Genomic DNA, 7,131 nt, shown 5'->3' with positions numbered 1-7,131 from the left:
GCTTCGCTTCGCTCCGCATTGGGCTGAATTAACGCGCCCTTTCAGGGCTTTTACAACGGTCAGCAAACACCTCAACATCTCAACCCCTCAACACTTGCGGGGCTGAAAGCCTGAGGTGTTTTTTCGTTTTTCGGCAAAGTGTTGTTTGCGGTTGGATAAACCGCTGTCAGCATGCTATTTGAAACCGGTGAAAATGATGGACAAGCGTCCTGCTTTTGTTGTTCGCAGGGGCCTTAGAGGTTTTTCTTGCGTAACTCAAAGTCTCGTCCCAGATACTTCTCGCGCACAATTTCGTTGGCCGCCAGCTCTTCGGCCGTGCCTTGAAAGAGCACCTTCCCTTCAAACAGCAGATAGGCGCGGTCGGTGATGCTTAACGTTTCGTGCACATTATGGTCGGTAATGAGGATGCCGATGTTCTTATGCTTGAGTCGGGCGACGATGGTCTGAATATCCTGCACGGCGATGGGGTCTACACCGGCGAACGGCTCGTCGAGCATGATAAATTTCGGGTCGATGGCCAGACAGCGGGCAATCTCCGCCCGACGGCGCTCTCCGCCCGACAAGCGGTCGCCCAGATTCTTGCGTACCTTCTGAAGACCGAACTCCTCGATCAGGCTTTCCATCTTCGCCCGTTGATACTCCCTCGGCTTGTCGGTCATCTCGAGTACGGAACGGATATTGTCTTCGACCGTCATTTTGCGAAAAATCGAAGCCTCCTGTGCCAGATAACCGATACCGAGGCGGGCGCGCTTGTAGACGGGATAACCGGTGATCTCCGTATCGTCCAGAAAGATTTTGCCCTGATTGGGAGTGACCAGCCCCACGCTCATATAGAACGTCGTCGTTTTACCTGCCCCGTTAGGGCCGAGCAACCCGACGATCTCGCCCTGCTTTACATTGATCGATACGTGATTCACCACCGTGCGTGTGCGGTATTTCTTCACCAAATCTTCGGTGCGGAGCATCATTTGCTGTTCATCCATCGGTTCTGATTTTTTTACCCGCTGCAAAGATAGGATATTTTTGTATCTTTCGGCCGTAAATCATACGTATCAACACGTATGCTATCATACAACTTTATCATGACGAACCTAAAAGCATTTCAAGATTATTACCCCGAAGCCTTCGGGCACTGTTTCGGCTGCGGCGCGGAGAATCCGCACGGGCTGCATATCAAAAGCTACTGGAACGACGATGCGAACGATGCGACCATCGCTTTCTACACCCCTCAACCGTATCATACGGGCGGTTATCCGGGATATGTGTACGGAGGACTCATTGCCGCCATCCTCGACTGTCACGGCAACGGAACGGCAGCAGCAGCCGGTTACCGCTTTCACGGACGAGCGATGGGCAGTCTGCCCGCGCTCCGCTACGTGACGGTCTCTCTTCAACTCGATTACCTGAAGCCTACTCCCATGGGGATGACGCTTGAACTCCACGCGCGAATTCTCGAAGTTACCGCCCGGAAGGTTCGCATGGAGCTATGGCTTACAGCGGCCGGCGTCGTGACCGTCAAAGCGCAGATGGTCTCGGTTGCTTTGCCGCCGAGCCCTTGAAAAGTATTTGCCCCGGAAGCAGCAGATACGAACTTCTAAGTTCGTGTGCCGTCCCGGGGCAAAACCCAAATAAATAAAGAAGTCTACGGTTTTACGTTTTCATCTGAGCCTTTTGCAGCTTCTGGGTAAGTAACGGCACGACCTTCGTCAGGTCGGCCACGATACCGAGGTCGGCCACGTGGAAGATCGGCGCGAACTTGTCTTTATTGATGGCAATGATATAATCCGACTCTTCCATACCTGCCAGGTGCTGGATGGCGCCTGATATGCCACAGGCAAAGTACACGTCGGGGCGAACGGTTTTGCCCGTCTGTCCGACTTGCCTTTCGTGATCGATCAGGCCGGCATCGACCATCGCGCGCGACGAGGAGACCTCTGCACAGATCGACGAAGCCAGCGCTTCGAGCAGTGAAAAGCCGTCCTTGCTGCCTACGCCGCGTCCGCCGGATACCAAGATTTTGGCTTCGGTAATATCTACCAGGCTCTTTGGTTTCTTTTCTTTTTTGACTAAACGTACCTTGAACGCCGAGGCATCAAACTGCATGTTTACGTTTACGATCTCTCCTGTACGGTTCTTGTCGGCCGGCCGGCGGCGCATCACTCCGGGGCGAACGGTCGATATCTGCGGACGATGTTCCTTGCAGACAATCGTCGCCATCAGATTTCCGCCGAACGCGGGGCGCGTCATCAGCAGGTCGCGCTCGTCCGAAACGGCCAGCGCCGTACAGTCGGCCGTAAGCCCGGTCTTTACCCGTGCCGAGACACGCGGGCCCAAATCGCGCCCGATCGTCGACGCTCCGATAAGCAGGACTTCCGGCTTGTAGGTCTTGATCAGGTGGGTAACGGCTTGCGTGTATGGCTCCGTCAGATAATCTTTCAGTTCGGGCGAGTCGATGACCAGCACCCTGTCGGCGCCCGCTTCGATCAGGCTCTGTGCCAAGGGGGATACTTGATCGCCGAGCAACAGCGCCGTGACGTCTTCACCCACAGCTTCGGCCAACTCGCGCGCTTTTCCGATCAGTTCAAAAGCTACGTTTTTGATTTCGCCTTCCCGTTGTTCGGCAAAGACGAAGATTCCTTTATATTCTTCCTTGTTCATGATGTAATCACAATAGCGGGGTGTTAGATGATGAATTTTTCCTGTAATTTCTCAAAAATAATCTGTGCGCCTTCTTCGGGAGATACTTCATGCAGCACTCCCATCGCTTTCGCTCCCTTGGTGAACGATTTGGCTACCCTTGTCGGAGAGCCTTTGAGACCGATCTGTTCCGCGTCCACACGGATATGATCGAAACCCCACACTTCAATTTCCCGCTCGTAGGCAGTCATGATGAGCCGTACATTCATATAGCGCGGCGGCTCGGCCGCCGAAATAACGGTGAACAGACAAGGCCGACCGACTTCGAGTATCTCGTACCCTTCTTCCGTGCTTTTGGTGACGGTGAACGTCTCGTCCCCGTCATATTCTACGTGTTCCACATACGTAACCTGCGGCAATCCGAGATGTTCGGCAATCTGCGGGCCTACCTGCGCCGTGTCGCCGTCAATCGCCTGCCTTCCGGAGAAGATGACATCGAAAGGGATGTTTCGCAGGGCGGCAGCCAGCGTGTACGATGTTGCCCACGTGTCGGCTCCGCCGAATTTCCGATCGCTAAGGAGGATGGCACGGTCTGCGCCCATGGCATACGCTTCGCGAAGAATCGCTTCGGCCTGCGGCGGCCCCATCGTAAGAACCGTAACATGCGCTCCGAACTTGTCTTTCAGGAGCAATGCCTGTTCCAGTCCGCACTTGTCGTCCGGATTCATGATGCTCGGCACCCCGTCGCGGATAAGCGTTCCTTTCACCGGATCGAGTTTGATTTCCGTCGTATCCGGAACCTGTTTGATACAAACAACGATATTCATAATGTATTATTTTTTCTTTTTTAGTAGGTTGGAGGCAATTACAAGTCGCTGTACTTCGGATGTACCTTCGTAAATCTCGGTAATCTTCGCGTCGCGCATCATCCGTTCTACCGGATATTCGCGGGTATAACCGTATCCGCCGTGATACTGGACAGCTTTGATGGTCATATCCATCGCTACCTCGGCACAATACAGCTTGGCCATGGCCGAATCCATCGTATAATTCATCTTCCGATCTTTTTTCCACGAGGCTTTTCGTACCAGCAGGCGAGCCGCTTCGATGCGCGTTGCCAGATCGGCGAGCTGGAACTGCGTGTTCTGGAACTGACCGATGGATTTACCGAACTGCTTTCTCTCGGTCACGTATTTTACCGTCTCGTCCATGGCGCCTTGCGCAATACCCAATGCCTGCGATGCAATCCCGATACGTCCTCCGTCGAGCGTCTTCATCGCAATCTTGAAGCCGTTGCCTACCGTGCCGAGCATGTTTTCCTTCGGAACGATGCAATGCTCAAAGATCAGTTCGCATGTGGCCGATCCCCGTATCCCCATTTTCAATTCTTTCTTTCCGATGCTGAACCCGGGCATACCTTTCTCTACGATGAAAGCCGTGATTCCTTTCGTGCCAAGACTTTTATCCGTCATGGCGAAGATGACATATACATGGGCATACTCGGCATTGGTGATAAATATTTTATTCCCGTTGAGGATGTAGTGATCGTCTTCCTCCTCGGCGAAGGTCTGCTGTGCGGCCGCATCCGTTCCGGCATTCGGCTCGGTCAGCCCGAAGGCACCGATCCACTCGCCCGAACAAAGTTTGGGCAGATACTTTTTCTTCTGCTCTTCAGTGCCGTGCTCATAGATGGGGGCGGTGCACAGCGACGTATGCGCCGACAGTACGACTCCCGTGGTAGCACACACTTTCGACAGTTCTTCGACCGCCATGGAATACATCTGATTTGTGGCTCCCGCTCCGCCGTACTCTACCGGAAAAGGAATGCCCATCAGCCCGATTTTCCCCATCTTACGCACGGTCTCTATCGGGAAACGCTCCTGCTCATCGATTTCCGCAGCCAGCGGTTTCACCTCTTTCTCGGCAAAGGTGCGAATCATCTGGAGGAACAAGGCCTCCTCACGTGTCTGATTAAAATCCATACATTTCTATCTTGGTCCGTTGATTTTATTTCATTGCCCAGATTTCGTCGTCGGTAGGGATCTGAATATGCGGTGACACCTGTGCAACGCGTGTGATATTGAGCAAGTGTTTGTAGGTAAAGTTCTCCGAGATGGAATTATTTCCCCAGCTTCCGCATCCCAGCGTGGTGGTCACGGACAACCCATTCTGAATCGACCCGCCTGCTGTGATGGAACAAGGTGCATTGACAATCAGGCGTGAGACGGAGATTTCCATTCCGGCTTTGATGATATTGGCCTGATCGTTCGAGTGGATTCCTGCCGTATGGCCGCTGCCTTCGAGGTTCAAATTCGTCTTTGCAATATCGATGGCTTCTTCAAAATAATTATACGGGAAGCAGGCCATGACGGGACACATCTTCTCTTTACATATCATATCTTCCTGGCCGACTCCATGAGCCTGCACGACCAGTACCCTTGTTCCTTCAGGAACGGAGATACCTGCTTTTCGACTGATCATTTCAACACTCTGCCCTACGATGTCGCGACAAAGAGCGCCGTTATTGAAGATGGCATTCACGACTTTCTCACGGTCTTCTTCGGGTACGAAATATGCACCGTGCTTTACGAAAGATTCAAAAACTTCCTGTTTATCTTTCGCATGATAGATAAAACTCTGCTCGCCCGAACAAATGATTCCGTTGTCGAAAGCACGCCCCGTGATAATCTTGTCGGCTGCTTCGTCGTAATCGATAAAACGGTCCAGGATCACCTGTACGTTGCCGGCTCCCACGCCGAACGACGGTTTGCCCGACGAATAGGCCGAATGTACCATCTGCATGCCTCCGGTAGCCACCACCACATCGACGGAAGCCATAAGTTCCTGCGTTTTTTCGATGCTTGGCTCTTCGATGATCTGAATCAGTCCTTCGGGAACGTTATAATTGCGTAGACACTCGATGATTTTGTTGACCGTGTATGTCGAACAATTTTTGGCTTTGGGATGCGGTGCTACGATGATGGCATTCTTCGTCTTCAACGCGAAAGCGATATTAGCCATCGGGGTCACAATCGGGTTTGTCATTGGTGTGATGGCAGCAACGACTCCTACGGGCTTGGCTATTTTGATCAGTCCTGTTTTGTCATCGATATCCATCACTCCCATCGATTTTTTACCTTGCAGGTTACTCCATACGCCTTTTGCCTTATTTCTGTTTTTGGCGACCTTGTGTTCGTACACCCCCATCTGCGTCTCGTCGATGGCCATTTGCGCCAATAATTCGGCACGATCATATACGACTTTGGTCGCTGCTTTTACGACTTCGTCGACCGTGTCCTGATTAAATCTTTCCTGATACTCCTTCTGTGCCGCGCGAGCCCGAGCGATCATTTCTTTAATTTCCATAGTGTTGATGATTTAATATAACGTTTGATAAATGGTTTCCATCTCATCCTGAGTCAATGCCACGTAATTATTGGCCAGCAGACGCTGCTGTGTTTTCACAACAGACTCGGCGAAGCCTTTTACTTCTTCGGGTTTCATGCCGTATTCCCGGAGCGGCCGTTTCTCGATCAGACAACCCAGCAACTTATCTAACTCGGGGAACACCTCTTCAGGGCTACAGTTCAGTCGTTCCCCGATTTTTTTGTTCAGCTCTGCAATGCTTCCTTCCGGGTTCTTGGCCTGATACATCTTGAAGACCTCGGTAAAAAACTGATAGTTTGCTTCGCCGTGTGGTACATGATACGTGCCTCCGAGCGGATACGAGAGCGCATGTACGGCACCTACCCCGGCATTCCCGAAAGCGATTCCCGCGAAGTTGCTGGCCATGATCATCTCGCCCATTTTCTCGAAACGGCAGTCCTGCCCTTTGGCAGCAATCTCTTTGAACACATCGAGAATGATGTTCCAGGCGGCCTCGCTGAAAATCCGCGTGTACGGGTTCGCTTTGGGAGAGACATAGGATTCAATCGCATGTATCAACGCATCAATAGCGCTGCACGCATAAAATTTGAACGGCAGTCCTCGCAGTAACTCCGGAATGATGACGGCGTCGTCGGCCAGAATTGTATCGTCGGCCAGTCCCATTTTCGTATGACGGCTTTTGATTTCGGCGATGGAGAGATTCGTTACTTCGCTGCCTGTTCCGCAAGTAGTCGGAATGATAACCAACTGTTTTTCTTTGATAAGCGATATCTTACGGTCGAACGCCTCCGATACATTCTTGAGCCCTTGCAGTACGAAGAGCTTCGAGATGTCGATCACCGTTCCTCCGCCAATGGCAATGACCCGTGTATAGCGCAGATTCGCCACATCATTCAGCATGCTGTTCATCATTTCGTCCGACGGTTCTCCCAAACCGTACTTCTCCTGCATGATAAAGCGGCAGGGAAGGGCGCACGATTTCATGTAAGGCTCATACAGAAACTCGTTGGTAATAACAAGGTCATTCTCGCCGAGAGCAAATGTTTTCGCAAAATCACCGAATGATTCGAACCGGTGAATCGTTGTTTTTAATTTGAATAGTTGCAT

General features: G+C 51.9%; 7 protein-coding genes. 1 reads left to right on the top strand and 6 read right to left on the bottom strand.

The window, feature by feature from the left end; genetic code table 11:
- Nucleotides 1–233: 233 nt before the first annotated feature.
- A complete protein-coding gene (gene lptB, locus ACTTKA_RS05660; protein ID WP_014224846.1) occupies nucleotides 234–983 on the bottom strand; it encodes an LPS export ABC transporter ATP-binding protein in 750 nt (249 codons plus the stop codon).
- Nucleotides 984–1,082: 99 nt separating this feature from the next.
- Between lptB and ACTTKA_RS05655 the strand changes: the two genes are divergently transcribed.
- Nucleotides 1,083–1,559, top strand: a complete 477-nt coding sequence (locus ACTTKA_RS05655) for a PaaI family thioesterase (RefSeq protein ID WP_442724269.1) — start codon at nucleotides 1,083–1,085, stop codon at nucleotides 1,557–1,559.
- A 91-nt stretch (nucleotides 1,560–1,650) separates the two neighbouring features.
- Here ACTTKA_RS05655 and ACTTKA_RS05650 read toward each other — a convergent pair whose 3' ends face one another.
- From ACTTKA_RS05650 to ACTTKA_RS05630, 5 genes are read right to left on the bottom strand one after another with little or no spacing between them, the layout of a single operon-like run.
- A complete protein-coding gene (locus tag ACTTKA_RS05650) occupies nucleotides 1,651–2,658 on the bottom strand; it encodes an electron transfer flavoprotein subunit alpha/FixB family protein (RefSeq protein ID WP_014224844.1) in 1,008 nt (335 codons plus the stop codon).
- A gap of 23 nt (nucleotides 2,659–2,681) precedes the next feature.
- A complete protein-coding gene (locus tag ACTTKA_RS05645; RefSeq protein WP_014224843.1) occupies nucleotides 2,682–3,464 on the bottom strand; it encodes an electron transfer flavoprotein subunit beta/FixA family protein in 783 nt (260 codons plus the stop codon).
- Nucleotides 3,465–3,470: 6 nt separating this feature from the next.
- Complete coding sequence (locus ACTTKA_RS05640) at nucleotides 3,471–4,619, bottom strand: acyl-CoA dehydrogenase (protein WP_014224842.1); 1,149 nt, start codon at nucleotides 4,617–4,619, stop codon at nucleotides 3,471–3,473.
- A gap of 25 nt (nucleotides 4,620–4,644) precedes the next feature.
- Nucleotides 4,645–6,003, bottom strand: a complete 1,359-nt coding sequence (locus tag ACTTKA_RS05635; RefSeq protein ID WP_046826174.1) for an aldehyde dehydrogenase family protein — start codon at nucleotides 6,001–6,003, stop codon at nucleotides 4,645–4,647.
- Between the two features lie 12 nt (nucleotides 6,004–6,015).
- Nucleotides 6,016–7,131 (bottom strand): 4-hydroxybutyrate dehydrogenase, encoded by a 1,116-nt coding sequence (locus ACTTKA_RS05630; RefSeq protein ID WP_046826175.1) that lies wholly within the window; start codon nucleotides 7,129–7,131, stop codon nucleotides 6,016–6,018.

The organism is Tannerella sp. (genome assembly GCF_052170195.1).
In the GTDB taxonomy this organism is placed as follows: domain Bacteria; phylum Bacteroidota; class Bacteroidia; order Bacteroidales; family Tannerellaceae; genus Tannerella.
This window is presented reverse-complemented; position numbering and strand designations above follow the sequence as displayed.

Bases quoted from the DNA above. Each gene is read 5' to 3' on its own strand.
- ACTTKA_RS05640 (WP_014224842.1), bottom strand. From the start codon at position 4,619: ATGGATTTTAATCAGACACGTGAGGAGGCCTTGTTCCTCCAGATGATT.
- ACTTKA_RS05630 (WP_046826175.1), bottom strand. From the start codon at position 7,131: ATGCAACTATTCAAATTAAAAACAACGATTCACCGGTTCGAATCATTC.
- lptB (WP_014224846.1), bottom strand. From the start codon at position 983: ATGGATGAACAGCAAATGATGCTCCGCACCGAAGATTTGGTGAAGAAA.
- ACTTKA_RS05645 (WP_014224843.1), bottom strand. From the start codon at position 3,464: ATGAATATCGTTGTTTGTATCAAACAGGTTCCGGATACGACGGAAATC.
- ACTTKA_RS05655 (WP_442724269.1), top strand. From the start codon at position 1,083: ATGACGAACCTAAAAGCATTTCAAGATTATTACCCCGAAGCCTTCGGG.
- ACTTKA_RS05635 (WP_046826174.1), bottom strand. From the start codon at position 6,003: ATGGAAATTAAAGAAATGATCGCTCGGGCTCGCGCGGCACAGAAGGAG.
- ACTTKA_RS05650 (WP_014224844.1), bottom strand. From the start codon at position 2,658: ATGAACAAGGAAGAATATAAAGGAATCTTCGTCTTTGCCGAACAACGG.